Origin of the sequence: Arenibacterium halophilum (genome assembly GCF_005938225.1) — a bacterium.
Lineage (GTDB): Bacteria > Pseudomonadota > Alphaproteobacteria > Rhodobacterales > Rhodobacteraceae > Arenibacterium > Arenibacterium halophilum.
Map to the genome: position 1 here is coordinate 1 of NZ_VCPC01000005.1, position 26,989 is coordinate 26,989.

Annotated in this window: 23 protein-coding genes and 1 pseudogene; 19 read left to right on the forward strand and 5 right to left on the reverse strand. The window is 64.4% G+C overall.

What is annotated here, in order from left to right:
* Positions 1-134, reverse strand: a pseudogene (locus tag FGK64_RS22630) (Asp/Glu racemase); the annotation flags it as partial.
* Between the two features lie 276 nt (positions 135-410).
* Between FGK64_RS22630 and FGK64_RS19290 the strand changes: the two are divergent.
* The 6 genes from FGK64_RS19290 to FGK64_RS19315 all read left to right on the forward strand — a co-directional run bounded on the left by FGK64_RS19290 (position 411) and on the right by FGK64_RS19315 (position 7,638).
* Positions 411-1,418, forward strand: coding sequence for a TRAP transporter substrate-binding protein (locus FGK64_RS19290; RefSeq protein WP_138865503.1), 1,008 nt, complete (start codon positions 411-413; stop codon positions 1,416-1,418).
* A gap of 24 nt (positions 1,419-1,442) precedes the next feature.
* Positions 1,443-1,946 carry a TRAP transporter small permease gene (locus tag FGK64_RS19295; RefSeq protein WP_138865504.1) on the forward strand — a complete coding sequence of 168 codons (504 nt, stop codon included), beginning with the start codon at positions 1,443-1,445 and terminating at the stop codon, positions 1,944-1,946.
* Positions 1,943-3,226: a TRAP transporter large permease gene (locus FGK64_RS19300; RefSeq protein WP_138865505.1), complete on the forward strand. Its 1,284-nt coding sequence runs from the start codon at positions 1,943-1,945 to the stop codon at positions 3,224-3,226. The genes FGK64_RS19295 and FGK64_RS19300 overlap by 4 nt, the downstream gene beginning before the upstream one ends.
* Before the next feature lie 95 nt (positions 3,227-3,321).
* Positions 3,322-4,296 (forward strand): amidohydrolase family protein, encoded by a 975-nt coding sequence (locus FGK64_RS19305; RefSeq protein ID WP_138865506.1) that lies wholly within the window; start codon positions 3,322-3,324, stop codon positions 4,294-4,296.
* Positions 4,297-4,300: 4 nt separating this feature from the next.
* On the forward strand, positions 4,301-7,123 hold the full coding sequence (locus FGK64_RS19310) for an FAD-dependent oxidoreductase (RefSeq protein ID WP_138865507.1): 2,823 nt from the start codon (positions 4,301-4,303) through the stop codon (positions 7,121-7,123).
* 5 nt (positions 7,124-7,128) lie between these two features.
* Positions 7,129-7,638, forward strand: coding sequence for an aromatic-ring-hydroxylating dioxygenase subunit beta (locus FGK64_RS19315; RefSeq protein ID WP_138865649.1), 510 nt, complete (start codon positions 7,129-7,131; stop codon positions 7,636-7,638).
* A gap of 101 nt (positions 7,639-7,739) precedes the next feature.
* On the opposite strand, the gene FGK64_RS19320 is transcribed toward FGK64_RS19315, so the two are convergent.
* From FGK64_RS19320 to FGK64_RS19330, 3 genes are read right to left on the reverse strand one after another with little or no spacing between them, the layout of a single operon-like run.
* Positions 7,740-8,891, reverse strand: a complete 1,152-nt coding sequence (locus tag FGK64_RS19320; protein WP_138865508.1) for a 2Fe-2S iron-sulfur cluster-binding protein — start codon at positions 8,889-8,891, stop codon at positions 7,740-7,742.
* The gene (locus tag FGK64_RS19325) at positions 8,888-9,709 is read right to left on the reverse strand and encodes an FAD binding domain-containing protein (protein WP_138865509.1); all 822 of its coding nucleotides are present in this window, start codon (positions 9,707-9,709) and stop codon (positions 8,888-8,890) included. The genes FGK64_RS19320 and FGK64_RS19325 overlap by 4 nt, the downstream gene beginning before the upstream one ends.
* Positions 9,706-12,051 (reverse strand): xanthine dehydrogenase family protein molybdopterin-binding subunit, encoded by a 2,346-nt coding sequence (locus FGK64_RS19330; protein ID WP_138865510.1) that lies wholly within the window; start codon positions 12,049-12,051, stop codon positions 9,706-9,708. The genes FGK64_RS19325 and FGK64_RS19330 overlap by 4 nt, the downstream gene beginning before the upstream one ends.
* Positions 12,052-12,237: 186 nt before the next feature.
* Between FGK64_RS19330 and FGK64_RS19335 the strand changes: the two genes are divergently transcribed.
* From FGK64_RS19335 to FGK64_RS19395, 13 genes are all read left to right on the forward strand, one after another.
* On the forward strand, positions 12,238-12,747 hold the full coding sequence (locus FGK64_RS19335; RefSeq protein WP_138865511.1) for a MarR family winged helix-turn-helix transcriptional regulator: 510 nt from the start codon (positions 12,238-12,240) through the stop codon (positions 12,745-12,747).
* A 482-nt stretch (positions 12,748-13,229) separates the two neighbouring features.
* A complete protein-coding gene (locus tag FGK64_RS19340) occupies positions 13,230-13,973 on the forward strand; it encodes a FadR/GntR family transcriptional regulator (protein ID WP_138865512.1) in 744 nt (247 codons plus the stop codon).
* Positions 13,974-14,004: 31 nt separating this feature from the next.
* Positions 14,005-14,895, forward strand: a complete 891-nt coding sequence (locus tag FGK64_RS19345; RefSeq protein WP_138865513.1) for a crotonase/enoyl-CoA hydratase family protein — start codon at positions 14,005-14,007, stop codon at positions 14,893-14,895.
* Positions 14,892-15,671, forward strand: a complete 780-nt coding sequence (locus FGK64_RS19350; protein ID WP_138865514.1) for an enoyl-CoA hydratase-related protein — start codon at positions 14,892-14,894, stop codon at positions 15,669-15,671. Before FGK64_RS19345 ends, FGK64_RS19350 begins: the two co-directional genes overlap by 4 nt.
* A 73-nt stretch (positions 15,672-15,744) precedes the next feature.
* Entirely contained in the window at positions 15,745-16,881 is a 1,137-nt protein-coding gene (locus FGK64_RS19355) for a C4-dicarboxylate TRAP transporter substrate-binding protein (protein ID WP_138865515.1), read from the forward strand.
* Positions 16,882-16,953: 72 nt separating this feature from the next.
* Complete coding sequence (locus FGK64_RS19360) at positions 16,954-17,487, forward strand: TRAP transporter small permease (RefSeq protein WP_138865516.1); 534 nt, start codon at positions 16,954-16,956, stop codon at positions 17,485-17,487.
* The gene (locus FGK64_RS19365; RefSeq protein ID WP_138865517.1) at positions 17,480-18,787 is read left to right on the forward strand and encodes a TRAP transporter large permease; all 1,308 of its coding nucleotides are present in this window, start codon (positions 17,480-17,482) and stop codon (positions 18,785-18,787) included. The genes FGK64_RS19360 and FGK64_RS19365 overlap by 8 nt, the downstream gene beginning before the upstream one ends.
* Positions 18,788-18,840: 53 nt before the next feature.
* Complete coding sequence (locus tag FGK64_RS19370) at positions 18,841-20,418, forward strand: fatty acyl-CoA synthetase (protein ID WP_246057833.1); 1,578 nt, start codon at positions 18,841-18,843, stop codon at positions 20,416-20,418.
* A gap of 30 nt (positions 20,419-20,448) precedes the next feature.
* Positions 20,449-21,651, forward strand: a complete 1,203-nt coding sequence (locus tag FGK64_RS19375; RefSeq protein ID WP_138865519.1) for an MFS transporter — start codon at positions 20,449-20,451, stop codon at positions 21,649-21,651.
* A 169-nt stretch (positions 21,652-21,820) separates the two neighbouring features.
* Positions 21,821-22,855 (forward strand): tyrosine-type recombinase/integrase, encoded by a 1,035-nt coding sequence (locus FGK64_RS19380; protein ID WP_138865520.1) that lies wholly within the window; start codon positions 21,821-21,823, stop codon positions 22,853-22,855.
* A 117-nt stretch (positions 22,856-22,972) separates the two neighbouring features.
* A complete protein-coding gene (locus tag FGK64_RS19385; RefSeq protein ID WP_138865521.1) occupies positions 22,973-24,100 on the forward strand; it encodes a CaiB/BaiF CoA transferase family protein in 1,128 nt (375 codons plus the stop codon).
* Between the two features lie 100 nt (positions 24,101-24,200).
* Positions 24,201-25,367, forward strand: a complete 1,167-nt coding sequence (locus tag FGK64_RS19390) for an acyl-CoA dehydrogenase family protein (RefSeq protein WP_138865522.1) — start codon at positions 24,201-24,203, stop codon at positions 25,365-25,367.
* A 21-nt stretch (positions 25,368-25,388) separates the two neighbouring features.
* Positions 25,389-26,210, forward strand: coding sequence for an HTD2 family dehydratase (locus FGK64_RS19395; RefSeq protein ID WP_138865523.1), 822 nt, complete (start codon positions 25,389-25,391; stop codon positions 26,208-26,210).
* Between the two features lie 27 nt (positions 26,211-26,237).
* Here FGK64_RS19395 and FGK64_RS19400 read toward each other — a convergent pair whose 3' ends face one another.
* A complete protein-coding gene (locus FGK64_RS19400) occupies positions 26,238-26,972 on the reverse strand; it encodes a GntR family transcriptional regulator (RefSeq protein ID WP_138865524.1) in 735 nt (244 codons plus the stop codon).
* Between the last annotated feature and the right edge of the window lie 17 nt (positions 26,973-26,989).

The window sequence follows — 26,989 nt, forward strand, 5'->3', positions numbered from 1 at the left end:
ATACGCATCCGCGATGAATGAAACGTGAACCGCTCCGGAAAAACACCCTCACGCGCCCGCAACAACGCAGGTATCTCCGTCTCCATCGTCACATTCGAACTCGGTACAATCTGGCCTATTCGGTAAACGCTCATAATGGATCCTTATGTTGTTATGCCAAGCATGAGAGCTTGGGCGGAGGGTTGCAAGAAAAATATGATGTATACTCCGTTTATATATTCCGAAAGCGCGACCTTACAGAATTTCACGCTGTGACTTCGGGCGAATCAATGCAGCGGGGCAGGGTGGCCGGGCGATTAAAAAAGCATCAACCGGGACGTTGGGTTAGGAGGCAACTCGCAAAATTTCTTGAAAAAGGGGGTATGCTGTATAATCTGGTGGAAACGAAAACATGCACAGGGAGTGCACCAATGCCAGCTATCGTTCGCCCGCTTGTCATCTCGGCAGTTATCGCCCTTGGGGCCCCGGCCATGGCGCAGGATGTGAGCCTGCGTCTGGGTCATGTCGAGGCGCCGGCCTCGACCACGCATGTGATGCTGGAGAAGGTGGCCGAGATGGTCGCCGAGAAAACCGACGGGGCCGTGGAAATTCAGGTCTATCCGCAAAGCCAGCTGGGCAGTCAGCGCGAGATGACCGAGGCCGTACAGTTCGGCGCGCTGGACGCGACCGCCGGGCCGGTGGCTTTCATGGGCGGTTTCAACCCGGTCGGGTCGATCATGGACATTCCGTTCCTGTACCCGGCGGACCCGGAAAAGGCGCAGGCGATCCGCGAGGGCGGGTTTTCGGCGGCCTTTTGCGAAAGTTTCAACAGCCGGGGCGTGACCTGCGTGTCGCACTACCCGAACGGGGTGAAGCAGTTTACCTCGAACAAACCCATCGACACACCCGAAGCCTTTGAAGGCCAGAGTTTCCGCGTGATGGAATCCGCCGTGCTGGTCGATTCGATGGCCGCCATCGGGGTCAAGGGCGTGCCGCTGCCGTTTGGCGAGCTCTATACCTCGTTGCAGACCGGCGTGGTGGACGGCGAGGAAAACCCGCTGGATACCATTTTCAACATGAAGTTCTTCGAGGTGCAGGACTATCTGGCGCTGTCGAACCATGGCGCGATTGAAAACGTGGTGCTGTTCAACCCCGCCGTCTGGGACGGGCTGGACCCGGCGCACCGCGAGGCGATTTCAACCTCGCTGAGCGAGATCATCCCCGAGATGATCGCCCATAAGGCCGCTGCCGGGGAAAAATCGCTGGAGGCGATCCGGGCCGCGAATGTGACGGTGATCGAACCCACGCCCGAACAACTGGCCGCGCTGCGTGAAAAGATGTTCCCGGCGGCGCGCGATGCGTTTCTGGAGCGCGCGGGCGACGAGGGTGCCGCCTTGTTCGAGGCCTATCAGGCAGCGTATGACGACGTGATGAAATAAACTCACGTCGACGGGACAGCCATAATGCAGCCAATTCTGACCGCGGTCCGCCTGACCGAAAGGATGTGCCTTGTCGCGCTTCTGCTTGGGATGACCGGATTGTTCGCCTTCAACGTCGCGATCCGGCTGGTGGGGGGGAGCTTTGCGACCTCGTTCCACTGGATCGACGAGGTGGTGCGAACGATGAACATCTTCATGGTGTTCCTTGCGGCCGGAATTGCGCTGGAGCGGGGCAAGCAGGTCGCAGTCGACAGCTGGCGTGACCGGATCGCCGCGCGCACCGGCGTCCCGCTGCGGCCCATCATCGACACGGTGGGCGTGGTGTTTTCGCTGTACATGGCCTGGGTCTGCGGCAAGACGGCCAGTTTCGTCTTTGCCACCGGGCAGCAAAGCGCGACGCTGGGCATGCCGATTGGCTGGATTTACGTCGCGCCCTGCGTGGGCTTTGTGCTGCTGGGGCTGCGCTATGCCGCGAGCCTGTTCGGCGCCATCGACCGGTTTGCCAAGACGGGCGAGGTGCCGGAATGATCCTTGCCATTCTGATCGGCCTGCTGGCCGTTGTCCTGCTGGTCGCAGGATTCGAAATGCTGATGGTGCTGGGGATCCCGACGCTGGCGATCAAGGCGGGGTTCTTTGAACGGCTGCCCGATCTGATCGTCGCCCAGAAGGTGACCGGCGGCATCAACCAGTCGCTGCTGCTGGCGATACCGTTCTTCCTGTTCGCGGCCGAGTTGATGGGGCGCGGGCAGATTGCCGGGCGGCTGACCGGGCTGGTGCGCGCGCTGGTGGGCCATGCGCGGGGCGGCATCGGGTATACCACGATCGGCGGCGCGATGGGGTTCGGTTCGGTCTCGGGCTCGGCGCCGGCGACCGTGGCGGCGATGGGTCACATCCTGTACCCAGAGCTGCGGCGGGCCAAGTTTCGCGACAAGTTCGCGCTGGGACTGATCGTATCCTCGGCGGAAACCGCGCTGCTGATTCCGCCGTCGATCACGCTGATCGTCTATGGCTGGATCACCGGCACCTCGATCACGGCGCTGTTTGCCGCCGGGCTGTCGGTGGGTTTGGTGATGGGGTTGGCCTTTGCCGCGCTGACCGCGATCGAGGCGCGGCGCACCGGGGTGCAGGGCGACCCGCGCGCGACCGTCGCGCAGATCTGGGCGGCGTTCAAACGCGCGGGCTGGGCGCTGGGGATGCCGGTGCTGATTCTGGGCGGGATTTATGGCGGGCTGTTCACCCCGACCGAAGCGGCGGTGGTGAGCGTGGTCTATGCCATCCTGATCGAGAGCCTGATCTACCGGAGCCTGAATGTCAGGACGCTGATCGAGGCGGCGGAAAAGACCGCGATCCAGAATGCGGTGATCTTCCTGCTGCTGGCGCTTGGCACGCTGCTGTCGTATTTCATCACGCTGGCACAGATCCCGAACATGCTGATTGATCTGGTCGAGCAGGTGCAGGCCGGGCCGGTGATGTTCCTGATGATCGCCAACGTGGCCTTCATCATCGCGGGGATGTTCGTCGATCCGAACTCGATCCAGCTGATCCTTGTGCCCGCGCTTTACCCGGTGGCGACAAGCCTTGGCATCGACCCGGTGCATTTTGGCATGATCGTCGCGGTGAACGTGACGCTGGGCATGGTGACGCCGCCGTTTGGGCTGGACCTGTTCGTGGCGTCCTCGACCCTGCAGAAGCCGGTGGCGGAAATCATCGCGGGCATCTGGCCCTTCATCATCGTCAACCTGCTGGTTCTGCTGCTGATTACCTATGTGCCCGGAATAGCGACACTGGTGCCCGACCTGCTGCTTTAGCGGCGGGGCGTGGGCTGAAAAGGCTTGCTGCGCAAAAAAGAGAAGTATACTGTATATCTATGACGCCCACCGACGCGACCCAGAGGAAGGCCCCGATGACCCCCAAGATCACATTCGAAGAACACTTCATGGCGCCCGGCTTTGAAAAGCACTCCGAGGCGTTCCTGAAGCTGATCCCGAAGGCGCAGGCCGAGCGGCTGATGCAGCGGCTGAACGATTTCGACGGCGAGCGGCTGGAGTTGATGGACAAGGGCGGGATCGTGCGCACGGTGCTGTCGCTGACCGGGCCGGGGGCACAGGGCGAGCCGGCGGACACGGCGGTCGAGGCGGCGCAGCGCGCGAATGATTTTCTGGCCGAGAAGGTCGGCGCACGGCCCGACCGGCTGTCGGGTTTTGCGACGCTGCCGATGCACGACCCCGAGGCCGCGGTGGCCGAGTTGCAACGAACGGTGAACGACCTTGGCTTTCTGGGTTGCCTTGTGAACGGGCATACCCACGGCACCTATTACGACGCGCCCGAATACGATGTGTTCTGGGCCGAGCTGGAGCGGATGGGCGTGCCGTTCTACCTGCACCCGACGAATGCCTATGCCACGCCCTATGTGCTGGAGTGGATGCCGGTGCTGCACGGCGCGACATGGGGCTGGGGTGTCGAAACCGGGAGCCATGCGCTGCGCCTGCTGTTTGCCGGTGTGTTCGACCGCTTCCCCGGCGTGAAGATCGTGCTGGGCCACATGGGCGAGGCGCTGCCCTTCCTGCGCTGGCGGTACGACTCGCGCTTTGGCGCCTATCCGATGGGGGTCGAGCTGGCGCTGCCGCCGTCGCAGTATTTCACCCGCAATATCGTCATCACCACCTCGGGCGTGTGTTCGCACCCCTCGCTGATGGGCGCGATTGGCGAGATGGGGGCCGAGGGGGTCATGTTCTCGGTCGATTATCCCTACGAGGATACCGCCGCCGCGGTGGAATTCATCGAGAGCGCGCCGCTGGATGAGGCGACCCGGCGGCTGGTGTGCCACGATGCCGCCGCCGCCCTGCTGGGGTTGCCGCTGCTGGATCAGGCGGGCTGAGGCAATGAGTTTCCAACTCACCAACGTGCCCGCCGCGCAGGTGCATGGGGCCGGGGCCATGGCCGTCGAGGTCGACGGGCTGCGGCTTGCGCTGTTTTCGCTGGACGGCGAGATTTTCGCGACCGGCAACATCTGCACCCACGCCTTTGCCCTGCTGACCGACGGGCATGTCGAAAACGGCTGTGTCGAATGCCCGCTGCATCAGGGGCTGTTCGACATCCGCACCGGCAAGGCGCAAGGCACGCCGGTGACGAAGGACATCGCGACCTATGCCGTGAAGATCGACGAGGGGATCGTCTGGGTCGATACCCAACCGCGCGCCGGGGCAGGGGAAGCCGGCGGTCGGGCCGCAGCCCTTGCCGCGCCCGCAGACTTCCGCCGGCTGGTCATCGTCGGGGCTGGGCAAGCGGGGGCAGAAGCCGCCCGGCGCGCGCGGGCCGAAGGCTTTGCAGGCACGATCACGATGTTGGGGGATGAACCGCATCCGCCTTATGAACGCCCGCCGCTGTCGAAAGACCTGCTGCTGGGCAAGACCACGCTGGCCGATGCCCATGTGTTCGATGCAGGCGAGGCCGAGGCGCTGAAGCTGGAGCTGCGGCTGTCGACGCCGGTTGCGTCCATCGACCGGGACAAGCAGGCGGTGGTGCTGGGCGATGGCGAGACGCTGGCCTATGACATGCTGGTGTTGGCGACGGGCGCCGAGGCGCGGCGGATCGACCTGCCGGGCGCCGAGACTGTTACGCTGCACTATCTGCGCGACGCCAAGGATTCCGAGGCGTTGGGCAAGGCGCTGCGCGCGGCCGAGAGCGTGGTCGTGATTGGCGGCGGGTTTATCGGGCTTGAACTGGCCTCGGCCGCGCGGGCGCTTGGGAAATCCGCCACGGTGATCGAAGCGCAGGACCGGCTGTTGCAGCGCCTGCTGCCACCGGAACCGGCGGAATTTCTGGCCTGGGTGGCCGAGCAGAACGATGTGGCGCTGCGGCTGGGGGCGGGTGTGGCGCGGGTTGGCCCCGAGGGCGTGACCCTGACGGACGGAACCACCGTGGCCGCCGATTGCATCGTGGTGGGCATCGGCGCGCGTCCGCGCGACGATCTGGCCCGCGCGGCGGGGCTCGAGACGGCGGCGACCGGCGGGATCGTGGTGAACGGGCTGAACCGCTCCAGCGATCCGGCGATCTATGCGGTGGGCGATGTGGCGGTGCTGCGCGACAGCGTGACGGGCGCCGAGGCGCGCATGGAAAGCTGGCAGAACGCCAACCTGTCCGCCGCGCGCGCGGGCGGGGCGATTGCGGGCAAGCCGCAGATCGGCACCGATGTGCCTTGGTTCTGGTCGGATCTGTTCGGCGGCACGTTGCAGATTGTCGGCGCCCCGGCGGCGGATCAGACCTGCGTGCGCCGCGACGGCGAGGCGCCGGTGTTCTTCTGCCTGGATGCCGACAACCGCGTCGCCGCCTGTATCGACTTTGGCGATGCCGAGGCGCTGCGCGCCGCGCGGCAGATGATCGAGGCGGGCCAGCCCGTCGACCGGGCCGCGCTGGCCGACCCGGACACCAACCTGTTTCAGATCGAGGACGACGACATGAAGATGCTTCCGATTGAAAAGCGGTTCGCCTGGCCTGCCGCCGGGCTCGACCGGGTGCCCGACTGGGCCTACACCAACAAGGAAATCTATGACCGGGAGGTCGAGCGGATTTTCCACGGCAAGACATGGAATTACGTCGGGCTGGAAGCCGAGGTGCCCGAGGCCGGGGATTTCGTGCGCTCTTATGTTGGGCCGACCCCGGTGGTGATGGTGCGCGACCATGACGGCGGCATCAACGTGTTCGAAAACCGTTGTTCGCACCGCGCCGCCGAATTCTGCCGCGAGCTGCGCGGCAATACCGAGGAATTCGTCTGCCCCTATCACCAGTGGAGCTATGACCTGAAAGGCAACCTGGCCGGGGTGCCCTTCCGGCGCGGCGTGAATGGCGAAGGCGGCATGGGCCCGGATTTCCGGCCCGAGAACCACGGGGTAAAAAAGCTGTTCGTGACCCAGCGCAACGGGGCGGTGTTTGCGTCGTTCAGCGATGCGGTCGAGCCGCTGGAAGAGTACCTTGGCGAAGAGATGCTGACCGACTTCGATGCCGTGTTCAACGGCAAGAAGCTGACAGTTCTGGGCCACTACCGCCACACGCTGATGGGCAACTGGAAGCTGTACCCGGAAAACCTGAAAGATCCGTATCACGCCACGCTGCTGCACACCTTCCTTGTGACCTTTGGCTTGCTGGTGGCGGGCAACAAATCGGCGATGATCGTGGATCCGTCCGGGCGGCATTCCACCATGGCCTCGGCCAAGAGCGATGGCGCCGCGGTGTCGGACGAGAACAAGGCCGAGATGCGCGCCTATCGTGACGGGCTGACCCTGTCGGACCCGCGCATGATGGATTTCATCCCCGAATTCGACAGCCCGTGGTCGGTGACGATGCAGGTGGTCTGGCCCGGGCTGATCGTGCAGCGCGAGATGAACACGCTGGGCGTGCGGCAGATCGTGCCGAACGGGCCGAATGAATTCACCATGATCTGGACGATGTTCGGCTATGAGGATGACACCGAGGAAATGACGCGCCACCGGCTGCGGCAGGGCAACCTGATGGGGCCCGCGGGGTTCCTGGGGCTCGAGGATAACGAGGCGATCAAGTTCGTGCAGGACGGGATGCTGAATTCCACCGGGGGCGAACATCTGGTGGTGCTTGATCCCAAGGTGCCGACCGGCACCTCGACCACGCTGATCTCGGAAGCGGCCATTCGCGCGATGTACAAACACTGGCGGCAGGAGATGGGGCTGTGAACACGATGGCTGCACCCGTTGTTGACGATGCCGCCGCGCGCCGCGCCGCGCGGCTGGATATCGAGGAGTTCAACGCGGCCTATTGCACCGTGCTGGACGATGGCGCGCTGGAGGATTGGCCCGAGTTCTTTACCGAAGACGCGTTTTACAACATCACCAGCCGCGAGAATTTCGACCATGGGCGCCCGGTCGGGTTGGTCTATTGCGAAAACAAGGCGATGCTGAAGGACCGGGCGCTGGCGATTGCTAAAACGTCGATGTTCGGGCCGCGCTACCTGCGCCACTACATGACCAACACGCAGGTCACCGGGATCGAGCCGGATGGCACCATCTGCGCCACGGTGAACTATATCCTGATCGAAACGCTGGCCGAGCTGCCCGAGGGGCGGCTGCATCAGGCGGGCCGGATGATCGACCGTTTCCAGCGTCAGGAGGACGGCAGCCTGCTGCTGAGCTCGCGGATCGCGGTTTACGACACGCTGCTGGTGCCGAACGCGCTGGTCTTGCCGGTTTAGGGTCTGATTGGGTCGGGATAACACCCGGCCATCAAGGAAAGATCGCCGCGCAGGTCCAACATGACCTGCGCGGCGATTGTGGTTCATACGGTCGGGCCGGCTTAGTCCTTGCGGAACCAGCCTTTGACCACGGCCAGCATCACCGCCCATGCGCTGACGCCTTTGCTCTCGCGTACCTCTCCGCCCGAGAGCACCGCGTCGCAGTTGGCGACGAATTCGCCAAGGATGTAATCGACCAGCCCGTTGACCAGCTCGGGGCGGTTGAACTGGCCCAGCATGCCCTCGATCCGGAAACGGAAGGACACATCGACTGCAGAGGTGTCGGGGGTGGCCTCGGTTACGGCAAAACTCAGCGCGCCTTCGACGTTGGATTGCCCGCCACGATCCTTGCCGCGCCCCGTGACACGGCCTTCGCGGTTGGCATCGTCGGCGGTGAAGTCTCCTTCGCCCTCGAACCGCGCGGCGATGGGGCCAAAGCGCACGGCGACGGCGCCGGAGAAATGGTGGCCATCGGTCTCGGCAATCTCGGCGCCGGGCAGGCAGCGGGCCACGGCGCGCAGATCGCTGAAATGGTCCCAGACGGCGGCGGGCGGGTGGTTCAGCGTGACTTGGCGGCGCACCACCGTCCAGCCGTCTTCCACGCTGGCCGATCCGGTGGCGGCGGCGGGCGTGGCGGGGGCCGCTTCGGGTTTGGGTTCAAACGGGGTGAAACCGGCGGGTTTTGCGGTGTCTACCGGGGGGACCATTCGCGCCGGAATTCCGGCGGCATCGCGTTCGGCGATCACTTCGGAAATCGCCGCGACGATGCCGACATAGCCGGTGCAACGGCAGAGGTTGCCTGAGAGTTCGTTGCGAATCCGCGCCTCGTCCGCGTCGGGCAGGCGTTCGGCCAGATCGCGGGCGGTGGCCAGCATCCCCGGCGTGCAGAACCCGCATTGCAGCGCGTGATTGCGGGTGAAGGCGGCGCGCAGCCGGTCCATCAGTTCATCGCCTTGCCAGCCCTCCAGCGTGTCCACCGTTGCGCCATCGCAATCGGCGGCAAAGGTCAGGCAGGACCGCACGGGTTTGCCGTTCACCATCACCGTGCAGGCACCGCAAACGCCCTGTTCGCAGGCCAGATGCGTCGCGGTCAGGTTCAGCCGGTCGCGCAGGATTTCGGCCAGCTGCGTGCGCGGCGGCACCAGCACGTCAGAGGCTTCGCCATTCACCGTCAGCCGCAGGGCGATGGGGCGGGGGGCGGTTTGCGTCGTCATGCGGGGATCACTTTTGCAATGGCGCGGTCAAGCGCGGTTGTCAGCAGGTGCAGTTTCACCCGGTCGGCCTCGGGCAGGTGTTCGGCCAGCGCGGCGCGCAGGACGTCGGGGCCCGGATGTTGGGCGGTGCGGGCAATCTGGGCTGCGAGATCTGGCAGCAGCAAAGGGCGGCCCCCGGTCGCGCCGACCACCAGCCGGGCGTACCCCTCGCCCGGCACCAGTACGAGCGCGGCCATGGCATCGGCGAATTCACCCACCTTGCGGCAGATCTTGTCATAGCCCCACAGCGCCTCGCGCATGGAGGTGCGAAGGGTGACGGTCTCGATGAACTCTTGCGGGGCCAGCGCGGTGCGATAGGCGCCCAGCATGAAATCGCGCATCGGCACCTGCCGCGCGCTTTCGCGCCCGCGCAGATGCAGCGTGGCATCCAGCGCGGTCAGCGTTGTGACCCAATCGGCCGCCGGATCGGCATGGGCGAGCGAGCCGCCGATGGTGCCCTTGTTGCGCACCGCGCGATAGGCGATGCCGCGTGCCACATGGCGCAGCATCGGGGGCAGGGTAACGGGGCTGTCGCCATCCTCGATCCGGGCATGGGTGACGCCCGCGCCCACGTGGATCGCGCCGCCGGTTTCGGTGATCTCGGTCATGCCGGGCAGGGCGGTCAGCCCCACCAGATGCGCAGGCCGCGCCAGTCGCAGGTTCATCATTGGCCCCAGCGACTGGCCCCCGGCGATGATCTTGGCGCCATCGCCCGCCAGCGCGCTGGCAACGGCAGCGGCGGTATCGGGGCGGTCGTGGGTAAAGGGGGCGGGCTTCATGCGGGCACCTTTTGCTTGTCCTGCGCATCCAGCAGGGCGGACAGAACCCGGTGCGGCGTGGCCGGGATTTGCGTCAGCTCGACCCCATAGCCCGAAAGCGCATCGTTGATCGCGTTGACGATGGCCCCGGCGGGCGCAATCGCCGCGCCTTCGCCCACGCCCTTGATGCCGTGGCGCGAATAGGGCGAGAGCGTTTCCGCATGGCCCAGCCGGAAATGCGGCAATTCCGCAGGCCCGGGCAGGATGTAATCGGCCAGAGTCGAGGTCAGCGGTTGCCCGGCAGCGTCATAGATCACTTCCTCGAACAGCGCGGTGCCGATGCCCTGCGCCGCGCCGCCGTAGGATTGCCCGTCAAGGATCAGCGGGTTCACGCGGCGGCCGCAGTCTTCAAAGATCACATAGTCCAGGATCGTGGTGCGCCCGGTGGCCGGGTCAACTTCGACGATCGCGGCATGGGTGGCATAGGTGAACACGCCGGTGTCGATGTCGGGTTTATAGCCCTCGGTCACTTCCAGCCCGGCGGTGTTCACGTCATCGGGCAGGCGGTCAGGGTGCAGATACCAGGCCGAGGCGATCTCGGCAAAGCTGGCCGAGGCGATGCCGTTGGTCACCGCGCAATCGTTGATCTCGACCTCGTCGGGCTTGCATTGCAGCAGATGCGCGCCGTGGATCTTCAGCCGTCGTGCCAGTTCCTCGGCCGCTTTCGATACGGCACCGCCCGCCATCACCATCCCGCGCGAGGCATAGGCCCCCGTGGAATAGGGTGTCAGCCCGGTGTCGCCCATCGTCACCTTGACCTGTGCCAGATCGGTTTTCAGCCACTCGCAGGCGACCTGGGCAATGGTGGTCTCCAACCCCTGACCGAATGAGTGGTTGCCCGACCGCACCTCGACCGTGCCCGAAGGGGTAAGTTTCACCATCGCCTGTTCATAGCCCGGCACCAGCGGCAGGCCCCAGGCGGCAAACACCTTGGTCCCGTGGGCGGATTGTTCGGTGAAGGTGGAAAAGCCGATCCCGATATGGCGGCCTTCGGCGGCGGCGGCCTTCTGGCGCGCGCGGAAATTGGCGGAATCGATCATTTCGGCGGCGGCGCGGGCGGCGGCGGGGTAATCGCCGCTGTCATAGAACTTGCCGGTGATGTTGGTGTAGGGCATCGCCGCCCCCTGGACGAGGTTCAGGCAGCGCACCTCGAGCGGGTCGCGCCCCACGGCGCGGGCGATGGCATCCATCGTCAGCTCCATCGCGAAACACACGCCGGGCCGTGCCACGCCGCGATAGGGAGTAAAGCCCGGCTTGTTGGTCGCAACCGAATAGGTCCGGCAGGCATAGGCGCCCAGGTCATAGGGACCGGGCAGGTTGCCACCCGCCTGCGCGGCCTCGAGACAGGCGGTAAAGGGCCAGACCGAATAGGCTCCGACATCAACCCAGATATCGGCATCCAGCCCCAGCAGACGGCCCGTGTCATCGGCATAGGCGGTGATCTTGTACTTGTGCTGGCGCGTGTTGGCGCCTGCGGTCAGATGCTCGCGCCGGTCCTCGGTCCAGCGGATCGGACGGTCGACGCGGCGCGCGACCCAGGCAAGCGAAAGCTCCTCGGGTTGCAGCACGCATTTGTACCCGAACCCGCCACCCACGTCAGGCGCGATCACCCGCACCTCGGCCTGATCAAGGCCAAGGCATTCCGACAGGCCGGTGCGGATCAGATGCGGCACCTGCGTCGAGGTATAGGCGACCAGCTGCTCGGCCTTGTGATCCCAATGCGCCAGAACGCCCTTGCCCTCCATCGGGTTCATGGCCTGCCGCGCGGTTTCATACTCGCGCTCGATGACAACAGTGGCCTTCGCCTTCGCCTCGGTCAGATCGCCCGCGTGGTTTGTCGTCAGGAACAGGTTGTCGCCCCAGTCGTCGTGCAGCAGCGCGGCCTCCGGGGCCAGCGCCTGTTCCACCGACACAACGGGGGCGAGCGGCTCCAGATCGACACGCACCGCTTCGGCCAGATCCTCGGCCTCGGCGCGGGTGGGGGCGATGCAGATGGCGATGCATTCGCCGACATAGCGCACCTTGCCCTGCGCCAGCGCCGGGTAGTCCGACACCTTGTAGCTGGGCAGAGTCGATTCGCAGCGGATCGGGGCAAGGTCGACCATATCCTCGGCGGTAAACACGCGGGCTTCGGCACCTTGGGGCTTGTGGATCGCGGTGATCCGGGCGTGCGCCAGCGGGCTGCGCACAAATGCGGCCTCCCATGTTCCGGCGATCTTGATGTCGCCGACGAACTGCGCCTTTCCCTTCAGATGCCTTGCGTCTTCCTTGCGGGGAATGCGCGCGCCTATTCCAGACTGCATCGGGGCCGCTCCTTGTTGTTGACTTGTTTTCTTGGGGCTGCAAATACCAAAGTCCAAATGCACCCCGACGTTATGGGGAGTATACGTCGTATTCGGTGCCGGGCAAGTCCCGGTTTGCGCCGGAGGCGGTTCAACGTGTTAAGATGAGGCCGCGCCTGTATTTTGGGCAAGCCGGAAGGGACGTGCGTGACGACCGAACATATCAAGGCCGAGGGGTCAGAAGATACCAGCCCCTTCGGGCAGCAGAAATACGACGATCTCTGGGGGCGGCCCGGCTATCTGGTGCGGCGGCTGCACCAGATACACATCGGGCTGTTTGCCGAGGCCTGCGACGGGCTGGATCTGACGGCGGTGCAGTATGCGATGCTTTCGGTTCTGTATGGGGGCGAGGAATTCGACCAGCTGTCGCTGTCCAAGGCGGTGGGAATCGACCGCACCAGCGGCGCCGATGTCATCAAACGCCTCGTGCGCCGGGGCCTTGCCACGCGCGAGCCTTCGGTTGCCGACCGCCGCGCACGCGTGGTGTGCATCACCGAAAGCGGTCGCGCCTTTGTGCGCCAGGTTCGCCCGATGATGGAAGCGGCACAGGACAACTTCGTCGCGCCGCTATCGCCAGACGAACGCGATACCTTCATGCAACTGCTGCGCAAGTTGATCGAGGCCAACAACAACGCCTCGCGCGCGCCGATGAAATAACACAGCTGTCACTTTCGATTGAAACGGCGGCTGTATCGGTGAGACAACATTCGTTGCGCGCCAGGCCGCTGTTCGGCCGCGCTGACTCGAATCTGATCGCATAAGCAAGATTATGTAATTTAATCTTGGCCACGGTTCATTGTGTCCAAATGTTCTGCCTTAGCCGCGGGCGCCGGTCCAGATCTGTCAGCGGCCTCAGAAAAACTTGCCCGAATACTGGATCCATCCCGGACGGATCCCGTTGATTACAACCCGCGTCCAGTGTCGCGCGACTCCCGAATTTGGCCGCGCAACATAATTACACAAACCCGTTGACACGAGTCGTTTAGTGTCTGACAGTCCGACATAACTGCAGTTGGAGGAGCTGCAGTGAGCCGCAAGGGAGGGGTGTGGCAAGTGATCGCGAGACACCGCACATCAGGCGTGACTTTTGCAGTTTTTGTGCCGTGTGGCCACTGCGAAACTAGCTGCGAGCGTTGGGTATGAGCCTGCGCGGTCGGCCGGTACGGGTCAAGTTCGCCTATCAGCAGGTGGCGGATGAGATTCAGAAACAAATCTTCGACGGTTCGATCAAGCCGGGCGAACGGCTGCCTGGCGAGCATGAACTGGCCGAGATGTTCGGCGTTACCCGCTCGACCGTGCGCGAAGGGCTGCGGCAGCTTGAAAACGACGGGCTGGTGCATCGTCCCTCGCCGCGCCGTCTGGAAGTGTGCCTGCCGGGAACCGATGCGCTAACCAGCCGGGCCTCGCGCACCATGATGATGATGGGGGTCACCTTCCGCGATCTCTGGCAGGTCTCGATGGTGACCGAACCGTTGGCCGCAGAGCTGGCGGCGCAAAACATCACCGATCCCGAAAAGGTAGAGCTGCGCGCCATTCACGCCCGGCTTTCAGCCATCACCGATGACATGCTGCTGGTCAGCAAGATCGACACGCAGTTTCATTCCTTCATCGCCGAGGCGACGAAAAACCGGGTTCTGACCATGGCGCGAGAGCCGGTGTCGATGCTGCTTTACCGCGGTTTTGCCCAGGTCGCACCGCTGGCCAAGATCGCCCTGCCCCGTCAGGCCGAGGCGCATACCCATATCGTCGAGGCGATCTGCGCCCATGATGCCGATCTGGCGCGCACATGGATGCGCCGCCACATCAACGATTTCTGGAAGGCGATCCAGAACGCCAACCTGCAGGACAGTGTCCCTGCCGAATTGCCCAGCGAGGACGAGTGATGGCACAGACCCAAAGCCGGAGCGCCCGCGCATGAGTTTCGAGACGCTGACCACCGATACTTCGGACGGTATCCTGACCATCACGCTGAACCGGCCCGACCGGCTGAATGCCTTTACCCGGCAGATGATGTTGGATCTGATTGCCGCAATCGACATGGCCGATACCGATGACGACGTGCGCGCCGTGATCGTGACGGGTGCCGGGCGCGGGTTCTGTGCCGGGGTCGATCTGGACATGGACGACGCCTTTACCGAGGCCAAGGTCGACCCGAAGGCCACGGACCCGGCCGTCTGGGATGCCGAGTCGAACCGTGACTGGGGCGGCATTCTTGCCATGCGGCTGTTCAACTGCCTCAAGCCGATCATCGCGGCGGTGAACGGCCCCGCCGTGGGCATCGGCGCGACGATGCAGCTGCCGATGGACATCCGGCTGGCGTCGACGGCCGCGCGATTTGGTTTCGTCTTTGCCCGGCGCGGCATCGTTCCCGAGGCGGCCTCGTCCTGGTTCCTGCCGCGTCTTGTCGGCATGTCGCAGGCGCTGGAGTGGAGCTATACCGGCCAGGTGTTCGGCGCAGACGAGGCGCTGGCCGGCGGGCTGGTTCGTTCGGTCCACGCGCCTGACGATCTGCTGCCCGCCGCCCGGGCCATCGCACGCGAGATTGCCGATAACGCGGCCCCCGTCTCGGTGGCGCTGACGCGGCAGATGATGTGGCGCATGGCGGGGGCCGATCACCCGATGCAGGCGCATCGCATCGACAGTCGCGCCATCGCCGCGCGCAGTTCTTCGGCCGACGCCAATGAAGGCGTTGCCAGTTTCATGGAAAAACGCCCGCCCGCTTTCCCCGACAAGGTCTCGGCAGACATGCCGGGATTCTACCCGTGGTGGAGCGAACCGGGCTGGCACGAAAAGGAACCCAAATGAGCGACAGTATTCTGATCGAACGTCACGGCGCGGTGTCTGTCATCCGCCTGAACGATCCGTCCACTTTGAACGCGCTGACCGTGCAGATGGCGCAAGACTTGCGTGCCATGCTGCGCAGCGAAGCCGAGAGCGGCGCGCGCGCCATTGTGCTGGCTGGGGGCGAGCGGGCGTTTTCCACGGGCGCGAATCTGAAGGCCACAATGCCTGCCGATGGGGCGGCCGTGGATGTCGGCGCCACTCTGGAAGAAGATTACAACCCGCTGATGCTGACGATCCGCGACCTGCCGGTGCCGGTGATCTCGGCGGTGCGCGGTGCGGTGGCCGGTGTTGGCGCCTCGATCGCGCTCGCTTGCGACATCATCGTGGCCGGGCGCAGCGCGTATTTTCTTGAGGCTTTCGCCCGGATCGGCCTGATCCCCGATGGTGGCGCGACATGGTTGCTGAATCGCGCCGTGGGCCGTGTTCGCGCGATGGAGATGATGCTGCTGGCCGAAAAGCTTCCGGCCGAAACGGCTCTGGACTGGGGGCTGATAACCCGGGTGGCCGAGGATGACGCGGTCGAGGCGCTGGCGCTTGAGATGGCCCAGACGCTCGCCCGGGGGCCGCGCCGCAGCTATGCGCTGATCCGGAAAGCGGCGTGGAGCGCAGCGGACAGCAGTTTTGAAGACGCACTGAAAACAGAACGCCAGTTGCAGAAACAGGCGGGCGAGACACCGGATTTTGCCGAGGGGCTGGCCGCGTTCAAGGAAAAGCGCGCCGCTGTGTTCCCGGATTAGGAACCGCACCCGGCGGCGGACCAAACCCGCGCCGGATGTTTGGAAGAACGTGGTTAATGGGAGGAGAATGACCATGACATTTAAGCTGAAACCTCTGCTTGCAGGGGCAACCATGATGCTGGCGGCCGGTACCGCCAATGCCGACCAGCTCAGCTTTGCAGGTGGCTGGCCGCCGAACTCGGCCCCGACGGGCAAGCTGGAAGACTTCGCCGCAGCGGTCGAAGAGTACAGCGGCGGCGACGTGACGGTGAAGGTTTATCCGCTGTCGCTGCTGTCGTTTGCCGAGGCAAGCGCGGGCGTGCGTGACGGTATTGCCGATATGACGGCGAACCTGATGGCCTATTTCCCGGCCGAGTTCTCGCACTTCAACATGCTGGCCGAATTCTCGGAAGTGGTCGAGCTTGAGCAGTTCGCGAGCGATCGCAGCAGCTTTGCCTTCTCCGGGGCGATCATGGAATATGTGATCAACAGCTGCCCCGACTGCATGGACCAGATCGCGGCGCAGAACCAAGTATACCTGGGCGCGTCGTCCACCACGTCCTATGTGCTGCAATGCGTCGTGCCGCTGGCCACCGTGGACGATCTGAAAGGCAAGCGTATCCGCGCCGCCGGTGCCTATTGGGCCCGCTGGGCCGAGCAGGTCGGCGCGGTTCCGGTCTCGATGTCGATCAACGAAACGCTGGAAGGCCTGAACCAGGGCGTGGTGGATTGCACCGCGTCGAACACCGCCGACTTCGTGAACTTCGGCTTCATCGACGTGGTGAAATACCTCTACGTCGGCCTGCCGGGTGCGCAGTTCAACGTGCCCTACACGATGAACCGCGACAGCTGGAACAGCCTGTCGGACGAAAACAAGAGTGCGATGCTGAAAGCAACCGCCAAACTGGCCGCCGACATTGCCTGGGTCTACACCGAAGAAGCCGCAGCCGGTAAGGAACGCGCGCCGGGCGAAGGCATTGAATACGGTGCGGCCTCGGAAGAGCTGGTGGCCATGAACCGCGAGTTCATCGCCAAGGACAAGGACGCCATCGGCGAGATCTACAAGGAACGGTTCCAGATCGAAACCGGTGCGGCTGCCGCGACGGCACTGACGGATCTGATGGTGAAATGGACCGATCTGACCAAGGATCTCGACAGCGCCGAAGCGCTGGCCGATGTCTACTGGAACGAGGTTCTCTCCAAGGTCGACGTGGCGACCTACGGCAAATAACATCAAAACGGAAAAACGTGCGGGCCGGGCGAGATCATGTCGCCCGGCCCCTGCGATAAAGGGAGGATTGCAATGTTTGGGATCGGCAGGGGGTTGTCCTACCTGATCAAGGCGGCGTCATTCGCGGGGGCGATCTGCGTCGTGCTGATGATGCTGCATGTCACGGCCGACGTAATAGGCCGCTACCTGTTCAACGCGCCGTTGCCCGGCACGATCGTGGTAGTGGCGAATTACTACATGATCATCGTCGTCTTCCTTGCGATTGGCGCGGCAGAGGAACAGCGAGCGCATATCTCGGTTGACGTGCTGACCGATCTGATGCCCGAACGCCCGCGCAACATATTGTCGATCTTTGCCTCGGTTCTGACTGTGGCCGTCGTGACCGTCCTGATGATCAGCGGCTACACCGAAGCCACCAAGAAAACCGCGATGGTCGCGACCAAGGAACAGGGCTCGCAATTGTTCGAGGTCTGGCAAAGCTATTGGTTCGTGCCGCTGGGGGCCGCGCTGATGATTGCCGTCGCCGTCTATCAAATCCTGATCATGATCACCGGCGCGCGCAGCGGGCTGGCCGAGGCACCGGAGGCCGCGTTCATCAATGACTGACGCCGGAATTGGCCTGACCGGCCTTGCCACCCTGATTGCCCTGATTGCCGTCCGCGTGCCCATCGGCATCGCGCTGATCGGTGTGTCCTTTACGGGGCTGTACGTCCTGATGGGCCCGCGCGTGGCCTGGGGCGCGATGAGCATCGTGCCGTATGAATTCACCTCAAGCTGGATCCTCAGCTCGATCCCGATGTTCCTGTTCCTGGGCTTCATCAGTTACCACACGCAACTGACCCGGGGCATGTTCAACGCCGCCCGAATATGGCTGGCGCAGTTTCCGGGCGGTTTGGCGATTGCGTCGATCTTTGGCTCTGCCGGGTTTGCCGCGGTGTCCGGCTCGTCCATCGCCTGTTCGGCGGCCATGGGTCGCATCGCCATCCCCGAGATGATGAAGCACCGCTATCACCCCGAACTGGCCACCAGCACGGTGGCGGTGGCCGGCACCATCGGTGCGATGATCCCGCCTTCGATCATCCTGATCCTGTATGGCGTGATCGCGCAGATTTCGATCTCGCAGCTGTTTCTGGGCGGGGTTGTCGCCGGTCTGATGACGGCGGCAGGCTATATCATCGTGGTCTCGGTGCGGGTCTGGCTGAACCCCGATCTGGCGCCGGAAAAGGATGAAAGCGTTACGCTGCGCGAGAAGATCCTGGCGCTGCGCGAGACCTGGCCGATCCTGCTGATCATGCTGGGCATCTTCGGCGGTCTGTTCGGCGGAGTCTTTACCCCGACCGAGGCCGGGGCCGTGGGTGCCTCGCTGGCCTGCCTTGTTGCCATCGTGACCGGGCAGATGACGCTGACCCGCTTCCTGACCGCCGCGCGCGAGACGCTGATGACCACGGCGGCGCTGCTGCTGATCGCCATCGGCGCAAGCCTGCTGACCCGCTTCCTTGCGCTGTCGGGTGCAGGCGACCTGCTGTCGAACGGAATCCTGTCGATTGCCACCAACCCGGTTCTGCTCATGGTGGGGATCGTGGTGATCTACCTGCTGATGGGCATGTTCCTTGAACCCATCGGGGCCATGCTGTTGACGCTGCCGATCATCCTGCCGGTGGTCGATGCCTCGGGCTGGAGCCTTTTGTGGTTCGGCGTGGTGCTGTGCAAGCTGCTGGAAATCGGGATGATCACCCCGCCCATCGGCATGAACGTCTTTGTCATCAAGAGCGTGGTGGGCGACCTTGTGAAAATCTCGTCGATTTTCCGGGGCGTGGTTTGGTTTGTCATCATGGATCTGGTGCTGGTCGCGATCCTGTGTGCCTTCCCCGATCTGGTGCTTTGGCTGCCCAATCTTCTGGACTGATAGTGCCCGGCCCCACGCCCGGGGCCGGCTCTGATTTACGATAGGTGAACATGATGGAAACCGACCAACTGATCCGCCGCGCCCGCAGCCAGCAACTGGCCGATATCCTGCGCCGGTCCGCAGCGCGGGTGCCCGACCGCACCGCGCTGGTGTTTCGTGACGAAACCGACAGTTTCGCAAGCCTCGACCGCGCGGTGAACCGCGCCGCCAATGCTCTGGCCGCCGAGGGCGTGAAGAAGGGCGACCGCGTTGCGTTGTTGTCGCACAACAACCGCAGCTTCGTGGTGCTGCGCTTTGCACTGGCGCGGCTAGGGGCGGTGACCACCCCGATCAACTTCATGCTGAACGCCAGCGACGTGGCCTTCATCTTCGACCATTCGGGCGTCAGCATGGCGCTGGTCGAGGACGCGCTGTGCGCCACCGCCGATGCCGCGATGGCCGAAACTGGAAAACCGCTGCCGAAATTCGCGATCCCGCATGTGGGCACCGAAACCCCCGAGGGCTGGCGCCCGGTGTCGGACCTGCTGGACCATGCCGACGACAGCGAGGTCTGGTGCGACGTGCATGCCGACGATCCGATCCAGATGATGTTCACCAGCGGGACGGAAAGCCGCCCCAAGGGCGCGTTGCTGACCTCGGGCGCGCTGTTCGCGCAATACACCAGCTGCATCGCGGATGGAGAGATGCACGAAAACGCGGTCTCGCTGCATTGCCTGCCGCTGTTCCACTGTGCCCAGCTGGATTGCTTCCTCAGCCCCGATCTTTACCTTGGCGTGCCCTCGATCCTGCATGACAAGGCCGATCCGGCCGCGATGCTGGAAGCGATCGAGGCGCATGGCGTGACGAAACTGTTCTGCCCGCCGACCGTCTGGATTGCCTTGCTGCGCCACCCCGATTTCGACACCCGCGATCTGGGCAGCCTGAACGCGGGCTATTACGGCGCGTCGATCATGCCGACCGCGGTGATCGAGGAACTTGCCAAACGCCTGCCGAACATGCGGCTGTTCAACTTCTATGGTCAGACGGAAATGGCCCCGATGGCAACGGTGCTGAAACCCGAAGACCAGATGCGCAAGCTGGGGTCGGCCGGTCGCCCGGCGGTCAACGTGGAAACCCGCGTGGTGGACGACAATGACACGCCCCTGCCCGTGGGCGAAGTCGGCGAGATCGTGCACCGCAGCCCGCATCTGATATCCGAATATTACGGCGCGCCCGACAAGACGGCCGAGGCCTTCCGCAACGGCTGGTTCCACAGCGGCGACCTGGGGCGGTTCGACGAAGAGGGGTATCTGTATGTCGTCGACCGCAAGAAGGACATGATCAAGACCGGCGGCGAAAACGTGGCCAGCCGCGAGGTGGAAGAGGCGATTTTTCACCACCCCGACGTGGCCGAAGTGGCGGTGTTCGGCGTGCCTCATCCCACCTGGATCGAGGCGGTAACCGCCGTCGTGGTCGCCAAGGCCGGCACCAGCCCCACGGTCGAGGGTCTGAACGCCTATTGCCGCGAGGCGCTTGCACATTTCAAGGCGCCCAAGCATATCGAGATCGTGACTGAGCTGCCGAAGAATGCCAGCGGCAAGATTCTGAAACGCGATCTGCGCGAAACCTATCGGGGAGTCTTTGACGGCTGACCGGGGGCGCGCCAACCTAAGGACCTCCTGATGACCGGTGGCGGCGCGCGCAGCCTGACGCTTTTGCTGGTGGCCGAGATCGGGGCGATGTCGCTTTGGTTTGTCTCGGCGGCGATCCTGCCCGACCTGATCCGCGACACCGGGCTTGGCCCCTGGCGGGCCGGGCTTCTGTCAAGTTCGGTCCAGCTTGGGTTCGTCATCGGCGCCCTGCTGATGGCGCTGCATGGCACCTCGGACCGGTTCGATCCGCGCCGCGTCTTTGCGCTCTGCGCTTTGCTGGCGGCCGGATCCAATGCGTTGCTCATTGTGACCCCGCCGGGCGGCAACGCGCAGATCGCGCTCCGCACCCTGACCGGGATCGGGTTGGCCGGGGTCTACCCCGTGGGCATGAAGCTTGCCGTTGGCTGGACTGTAAAGCGGCGTGGGCTGATCGTGGGGATGCTGGTGGGCGCGCTGACGATCGGCTCTGCCGCGCCGCATGGGCTGGCGCTGATCGGCGGGCCGGATTGGCGCCTGACCGTGATACTTGCCAGCCTTTTGGCGGCGGGGTCGGTTGTGCTGGTTCTGTTCACGCGGCTTGGCCCGCACCACGCCGCCGCACCACGGTTTTCGCCCGAAACGCTTGGGCTCGCTTGGCGCCACCGCCCGATCCGGCTGGCCTATGCGGGTTATCTTTGCCACATGTGGGAGCTTTACGCCTTCTGGGCGTGGATCGGCGCGGCGCTGACGGCCTCGCTGACGCTGGCAGGCAGCGAAGATCCGGCCCGCGCCGCCCGGTTCGCGACGTTTGCCGCCATCGGGCTGGGCGGGCTTGTCTGCATCCCCGCCGGGGGGCTGGCCGACCGGATCGGCAAGGCCCGCGTGGCCGGTGGGGCGATGGGGCTTAGCGCGGGATTTGCCTTTGCCACGGCACTGTCCTTTGGCGGACCGGCATGGCTGACGGTGACGCTGGCGGTTCTGTGGGGCATCGCCGTCATTCCCGACAGCGCCCAGTTTTCCGCGCTGGTGGCCGATGCCGCCCCGCCTGAAAGCGCCGGCAGCTTGATGACCTTTCAAACCGCGCTTGGCTTTCTTTTGACGGCCTTCACCATTCAGGGCGCCCCCTTTGTTGCAGCCGCTTTTGGCTGGCCGGTGACGCTGGCGCTGTTCGGGCTGGGCCCGCTGCTGGGGGTCGAGGCGATGCGCCGATTGGCCAGCTCAGGCTCTGCGCAGGTGCGCCGACGTGTCCGATAATTGCGCGATGTGACTCCTTCGGATAGGTTGTGGCTCAAGTGATCAAGAGCTGGCTGTGGCGGGATATGCCGAAGGCGCCGTCAGTCGTCGGCGCCATCGCCAAACTGCCCGGGATCCTGTTGCGCGCGCTTGGCGCCTCGCAGGCCACACGACGCATAAGGAGCATGATATGTCCGGTGCAGAAGATCAGGATGACCCGCTGTCCGCGCCCGTTGCACGTGCCGGATCTGGTGGCCTGGATCGGCTGGCCGATACCGCACGGTGCTATGCGCAGGCGTCCGCTGCCGATAACACGCGCCGTGCCTATGCCGCCGACTGGGCCCATTTCACGCGCTGGTGCCGGTTGAAAGGCGCGGCGCCCCTGCCCCCATCGCCCGAATTGATCGGCCTGTACCTTGCCGATCTGGCCGCTCCGAAAGGCAGCACCCGGCCCCTTTCGGTTGGCAGCATCGAACGTCGCCTGTCGGGTCTTGGCTGGAATTTCACCCAACGCGGCCAGCCGCTGGATCGCCGCGACCGTCACATCGCGACTGTGCTGGCCGGAATCCGGCGCCGCCACGGGCGACCTCCGGTGCAGAAGGCCGCCGTTACTGCCGAAGATATCCTTGCGATGGTGGCCACCCTGCCGCGCGATCTGCGCGGGCTGCGGGATCGTGCGATCCTGCTGCTGGGGTTCGCCGGGGGCCTGCGCCGATCTGAAATCGTCGGGCTGGATGCGGGCAAGGATGACACCCCCGACAGCAGAGGCTGGGTTGAGATATCCGAACCCGGCGCGCTCTTGACGCTGAACGCCAAGACCGGCTGGCGCGAGGTTGCCGTGGGCCGTGGCAGGTCCGAGGCCAGCTGCCCCGTGCACGCGCTCGAACAATGGCTGCATTTCGCCCGGATCGAGTTTGGCCCACTGTTCGTCGCCTCATCGCGCGACGGCACCCGGGCACTGGACAGGCGGCTGAACGATCGCCACATTGCGCGGCTGATCAAACGCACGGTGCTGGATGCAGGCCTCCGCCCTGACCTGCCCGAAGCCGAAAGGCTCGCATTGTTTTCGGGGCATTCCCTGCGCGCCGGTCTGGCCAGCGCCGCCGAGGCCGAAGAACGCCATGTCCAGACCCATCTTGGTCACGCCTCGGCTGAAATGACGCGCCGCTACCAGCGCCACCGCGACCGGTTTCGCGTCAACCTGACACGGGCCGCCGGGCTGTAGGCAGCACCTTTCCCAATTCGTGTCATTCGGTACACCAAAAGCTGCCATCGCAATCCGGCGTTTGCCCAGCCGCCCGCGTCGTGGTCTGATAGCCGAACCAACATGCAGGAGATCACGATGCCGAAAGACCTTGACGGGCTGCTGGTCGTCTCTGTCGAACAGGCGGTGGCGGCCCCCTATCTGACCGGCCGATTGGCAGAAGCCGGTGCGCGCGTGATCAAGATCGAACGCGCCGAGGGCGATTTTGCGCGCGGCTACGACCATCTCGTGCATGGTGAAAGCGCCTATTTCGTGTGGCTGAACCGCGGCAAGGAATCGCTTTGCCTTGATCTGCGCGCGCCCGAAGATACCGCCGTGCTGGACGCGATCCTCGCCCGTGCCGATGTCTTCGTGCAGAACCTCGCGCCCGGCGCGATCGAGCGGCTTGGCTATGCGCCTGACTTGTTGCGCACCAGGTATCCACGCCTCATCACGGTGTCGATCTCGGGCTATGGCGAAGACGGGCCTTATGCTGATCTGAAAGCCTATGACCTGCTGGTGCAGGCCGAAAGCGGGCTGTCGTCGATCACCGGAAATGCCGCCGGGTCGGCCCGGGTGGGTGTGTCGGTCTGCGATATTGCCTGCGGGATGACGGCGCATCAGGCGGTACTCGAGGCGCTGATCGGGCGCGGCATCACCGGGCAAGGCCGCCATATCGCGGTCAGCCTGTTTCACGCGCTGGCCGACTGGATGAACGTGCCTTACCTGCAATATGTCTATGGCGGCAAGGAACCGGCGCGCAACGGGCTGAGCCACCCCACCATCGCCCCCTACGGCGCCTTCGCCGGATCCGACGGCAAACTGGTGCTGCTGGCGATCCAGAACGAACGCGAATGGTCCAGCTTCTGCGCACAGGTGCTGGACCGGGCCGATCTTGCCACCGATCCCCGTTTCGACAGCAACGCAAACCGGGCCGCCCACCGCGACGCGCTCGACACGATCATTGCCGATGCTTTCGCCCACTACCCGCGCGATACGCTATCCCAGCGAATGCACGCCGCAGGGATCGCCAATGGGCGCGTCAGCACGATGGCAGACCTCGCCACGCACCCGCAGGCCCGCCACGTCACGGTCGACACGCCCTCGGGTCCGGTCCGGCTTCTGTCTCCCGGCGCCACGGTCGACGGCGCCTTGCCCGCCTTTGGCCCCGTGCCCGCTCTTGGCGAACACACCCAAGCCATCCGTGCCGAATTCACGCCCCCTTGAAAAACCCCCGCCCTTCTTTGGGCGACAAATATCCCGGGGGAGTCCCGCAGGGACGGGGGCAGAGCCCCCTCCCCCACAAACTCTCAACAAGGACGCATTCATGATCCCGACCAGCGCCTCTGCCGCCCATGACGACCTTCGCGAAGCCCTGCGCGCGCTGTGTGCGGAATTCCCGGCTGATTACCACCGCATCCATGCCCGCAACGAAACCTACCCGGTCGAATTCATCGACGCGCTGACGCGCGATGGCTGGCTGGCCGCGATGATCCCCGAGGAATTCGGCGGCGCCGGTCTGGGGCTGACCGAAGCCTCCATCGTGATGGAGGAAATCAACCGCGGCGGCGGAAATGCCGGGCACTGCCATGGCCAGATGTACAATATGGGCACGCTTCTGCGGCACGGATCGGACGCGCAGAAAGCCCAGTATCTGCCCGGCATCGCCAGCGGCGAATTGCGCCTGCAATCCATGGCCGTGACCGAGCCCACAACCGGCACCGACACCACCAAGATCAAGACCTCTGCCGTCAAACAGGGCGACCGCTATCTGGTGAACGGCCAGAAAGTCTGGATCAGCCGGCTGGAGCATTCCGACCTGATGATCCTGCTGGCCCGCACCACGCCGCTGGATCAGGTCAAACGCAAGTCGCTGGGCATGTCGATCTTTCTGGTCGATCTGAAACAGGCCATCGGCAAGGGCATGGATATCCGCCCGATCCGCAACATGGTTGGCCACGCCACGCACGAGGTGTTTTTCGACAACCTCGAAATCCCCGCTGAAAGCCTGATTGGCGAAGAAGGCATGGGGTTCCGCTACATTCTTGACGGCCTGAACGCCGAACGCACGCTGATCGCGGCGGAATGTATCGGCGATGGCTATTGGTTCGTGGAAAAGGCCGCGGCCTATGCGGGTGAACGCGTGGTCTTTGGTCGCGCGATCGGCCAGAATCAGGGCGTGCAGTTTCCCATCGCCAAGTCCTATGTGAACATCGAAGCCGCCAACCTGATGCGGTTCGAGGCCTGCCGCCGTTTCGACGCACATGAAGACTGCGGCGCACAGGCGAACATGGCCAAGATGCTGGCCGCCGATGCGTCCTGGGAAGCCGCGAATGCCTGCCTGCAAAGCCACGGCGGATTCGGGTTTGCCGAGGAATACGATGTTGAACGCAAGTTCCGCGAAACCCGGCTCTATCAGGTTGCGCCGATTTCGACCAACCTGATCCTGAGCTATGTCGCCGAGCATGTGCTTGGCATGCCCCGCTCGTTCTGAGCCTGCGAAAAGGAGACCGGGATGACGGCAGTGGATTGGATCGGCCAGACCCGCAGCGTGACGGATACGCTCACCCCGCGTCTGGCGGCTGAATTCGCCGCGACCCTTGGCCACATGCTGTGCCCCGGCCCCGCGCAGCCCGGTCTGCAATGGGTATTGGCGCCCGAAGTCCTGCCCGCTGGTGATCTGGGCCGCGATTCCCACCCGCGCCTGGGTCTTGTCCTGCCCGACCTTGGCCTGCCGCGCCGCATGTGGGCCGGAGGGTTCATTACATGGCATGGGGGTATATCCGTTGGCGATGTGGTGACGCGCGAGACCACGGTGCAAGACGTTGCGTTCAAAGAAGGCCGCAGCGGCCGGCTGGGCTTTGTGACTTTGGATCACCGCTATCTGGTGGAGGGATCCCTGCGCGTTGCAGAGGTGCATGACATCGTTTATCGCCCCGACCCCGACCCGTCACAACCTGCGCCCCAGCCGCCTCAGGCCGAGCCCTGGCCCGATGCGCGTGGTCGCGAGACAACCCCCGATGCGACGCTGTTGTTTCGCTATTCGGCAATCACCTTCAACGGCCACCGCATCCACTATGATCACGCCTATGCCACCGAGGTCGAAGGCTATGGCGGGCTGGTGGTGCATGGCCCGATCCAATCGACTTGGATGCAGCACCTTGCCTGCGAGGTGCTGGGGGATGTGCCGTCAACCTTCCGCTATCGCGGTCTGTCGCCGCTGATCTGCGGCACCCCCGTGCGGGTGGAATGCCGCAAGACGGATACCGGGCTGGATCTTCGGGTGCGTGATCTGACCCGCGACGTAGTGACGATGGCGGCGACGGCCGTGGCCTGATTTGATGCGCCGCGCCTGACAGGATAGTTACTTCCCGGCCCCGCGCCGGGTCAGCGTGATATCGTATTTGAAGGTCGACGCGCGTTGCGTGCTGACCGTGATGATCCAGCAGGCTCCGTTCACATCGACATAGCGGCGCGTCAGTTTCAGAGCGCCTTCACCTTCGTCGGCCTGCAAGGCCTGCGCGTGCTTGGCCGCAAGCGGGGCCGCGACGATGGATTGCCGGATTTCGTTGATGATAATGCCGTGCCGCTTTTCCAGCAGTGTATAGATCAGCCCGGGGTAATTCGGCAGCTCTTCCGCGATGTCGGAATATTCCCGCGCCAGATAGACATCCGTCCAGACTGCCGGGATTGGCTCTTCGCCGATATGGCGCGTTTGACCGATATGCAGCCAGTGCCGACCGGGGCGATCACCAAGCTGCCCGGCCAGATCTTCATCGGCGACGATCGGTGTCATGCTTTGGATGTGGCGCGTCGTGGGGCCTGCGAAATTCAGCAGATCCCCCGAGGCGGTCATCGAGTGGACATAGACCGGCGCGACCTGCGTCGCGATTACACGGGTCGCTGCCCCCTGATGACGTTCGATCAGCCCCAGATCCTGCAGCCGTGACAGGGCCGAGCGCACCGTCGAGCGGCTGACGTCGAAGCGGCGGCACAGCTCGGTTTCGGCGGGCAGGCTATCGCCGCGGGCATAGGTTCCGCGATGCAGATCCTCGATGATTTCCTGCGCGACGGTATCCGAACGTCTGACTGCGGACATGCTTAGCTGCTTTCTTT

Excerpts from the sequence above, each read along its gene's own strand:
- FGK64_RS19290 (WP_138865503.1), top strand. The coding sequence starts at position 411 with ATGCCAGCTATCGTTCGCCCGCTTGTCATCTCGGCAGTTATCGCCCTT.
- FGK64_RS19295 (WP_138865504.1), top strand. The coding sequence starts at position 1,443 with ATGCAGCCAATTCTGACCGCGGTCCGCCTGACCGAAAGGATGTGCCTT.
- FGK64_RS19300 (WP_138865505.1), top strand. The coding sequence starts at position 1,943 with ATGATCCTTGCCATTCTGATCGGCCTGCTGGCCGTTGTCCTGCTGGTC.
- FGK64_RS19305 (WP_138865506.1), top strand. The coding sequence starts at position 3,322 with ATGACCCCCAAGATCACATTCGAAGAACACTTCATGGCGCCCGGCTTT.
- FGK64_RS19310 (WP_138865507.1), top strand. The coding sequence starts at position 4,301 with ATGAGTTTCCAACTCACCAACGTGCCCGCCGCGCAGGTGCATGGGGCC.
- FGK64_RS19315 (WP_138865649.1), top strand. The coding sequence starts at position 7,129 with ATGGCTGCACCCGTTGTTGACGATGCCGCCGCGCGCCGCGCCGCGCGG.
- FGK64_RS19320 (WP_138865508.1), bottom strand. The coding sequence starts at position 8,891 with ATGACGACGCAAACCGCCCCCCGCCCCATCGCCCTGCGGCTGACGGTG.
- FGK64_RS19325 (WP_138865509.1), bottom strand. The coding sequence starts at position 9,709 with ATGAAGCCCGCCCCCTTTACCCACGACCGCCCCGATACCGCCGCTGCC.
- FGK64_RS19330 (WP_138865510.1), bottom strand. The coding sequence starts at position 12,051 with ATGCAGTCTGGAATAGGCGCGCGCATTCCCCGCAAGGAAGACGCAAGG.
- FGK64_RS19340 (WP_138865512.1), top strand. The coding sequence starts at position 13,230 with ATGAGCCTGCGCGGTCGGCCGGTACGGGTCAAGTTCGCCTATCAGCAG.
- FGK64_RS19345 (WP_138865513.1), top strand. The coding sequence starts at position 14,005 with ATGAGTTTCGAGACGCTGACCACCGATACTTCGGACGGTATCCTGACC.
- FGK64_RS19350 (WP_138865514.1), top strand. The coding sequence starts at position 14,892 with ATGAGCGACAGTATTCTGATCGAACGTCACGGCGCGGTGTCTGTCATC.
- FGK64_RS19355 (WP_138865515.1), top strand. The coding sequence starts at position 15,745 with ATGACATTTAAGCTGAAACCTCTGCTTGCAGGGGCAACCATGATGCTG.
- FGK64_RS19360 (WP_138865516.1), top strand. The coding sequence starts at position 16,954 with ATGTTTGGGATCGGCAGGGGGTTGTCCTACCTGATCAAGGCGGCGTCA.
- FGK64_RS19365 (WP_138865517.1), top strand. The coding sequence starts at position 17,480 with ATGACTGACGCCGGAATTGGCCTGACCGGCCTTGCCACCCTGATTGCC.
- FGK64_RS19370 (WP_246057833.1), top strand. The coding sequence starts at position 18,841 with ATGGAAACCGACCAACTGATCCGCCGCGCCCGCAGCCAGCAACTGGCC.
- FGK64_RS19375 (WP_138865519.1), top strand. The coding sequence starts at position 20,449 with ATGACCGGTGGCGGCGCGCGCAGCCTGACGCTTTTGCTGGTGGCCGAG.
- FGK64_RS19380 (WP_138865520.1), top strand. The coding sequence starts at position 21,821 with ATGTCCGGTGCAGAAGATCAGGATGACCCGCTGTCCGCGCCCGTTGCA.
- FGK64_RS19385 (WP_138865521.1), top strand. The coding sequence starts at position 22,973 with ATGCCGAAAGACCTTGACGGGCTGCTGGTCGTCTCTGTCGAACAGGCG.
- FGK64_RS19390 (WP_138865522.1), top strand. The coding sequence starts at position 24,201 with ATGATCCCGACCAGCGCCTCTGCCGCCCATGACGACCTTCGCGAAGCC.
- FGK64_RS19395 (WP_138865523.1), top strand. The coding sequence starts at position 25,389 with ATGACGGCAGTGGATTGGATCGGCCAGACCCGCAGCGTGACGGATACG.
- FGK64_RS19400 (WP_138865524.1), bottom strand. The coding sequence starts at position 26,972 with ATGTCCGCAGTCAGACGTTCGGATACCGTCGCGCAGGAAATCATCGAG.